At 21.8% G+C, this 721-nt stretch carries 1 pseudogene; it reads right to left on the bottom strand.

Going from position 1 to position 721, the window contains the following annotated elements:
* Nucleotides 1-721: pseudogene (locus GQX97_RS13195) on the bottom strand (viral A-type inclusion protein); the annotation flags it as partial.

The following is a 721-nucleotide window of genomic DNA, read 5'->3' as shown; positions in this document are numbered from 1 at the left end:
AAAGAATTCTTTATTTTTAATATCTTGTTCTTCTATTTTTTTATTAGTATAATCAATCAATACYTCATGGCTTTTGTCATATTTTTCAAGCATATTATTTGCTTTAGAAAGTATTTCATCATAATTTTTATTGATTAACTGATTGAACTCATTATTTTTCTTCTCTTGCTCTTGCAATTTATCATTCATTGCATTATTTAGAGTTTTTAAGAACTCTTTATTTTTTATATCATTTTCTTCAATTTTTCTATTTGTATAATCTATAATAGCCTCATGACTTTTGTCGTATTTTTCAAGCATGCTATTTGTTCTTGCTAATATTTCATTATGATTTTTATTTATTAAGTCATTGAACTCTTTATTTTTTTTGTCCTGTTCTTCAAGTTTTGTATTTACAGAATTATTAATAGTTTTAATTAATTCATTATTTTTAATATTCTGCTCTTCTAACTTTTTATTAGTATAATCAATTAATACCTCATGACTTTTATCATATTTCTCAAGCATTTCATTTGTTGTTTTTATTATTTCATTATGATTTTTGTTTATTAAATCATTAAACTCTTTATTTTTTTTGTCCTGCTCTTCAAATCTTATATTTATAGAGTTATTAATAGTTTTGAGAAACTCATCATTCTTTTTAACTTGTTCTTCTAGCTTTTTATTAGTATAGTCAATTAATACCTCATGGCTTTTGTCATATTTCTCAAGCATTTCATTT

The organism is Brachyspira sp. SAP_772, from assembly GCF_009755885.1.
In the GTDB taxonomy this organism is placed as follows: Bacteria; Spirochaetota; Brachyspiria; order Brachyspirales; family Brachyspiraceae; genus Brachyspira.
Note: the sequence above shows the minus strand (reverse complement) of the source record. Positions and strands in the feature narration are given on the sequence as shown.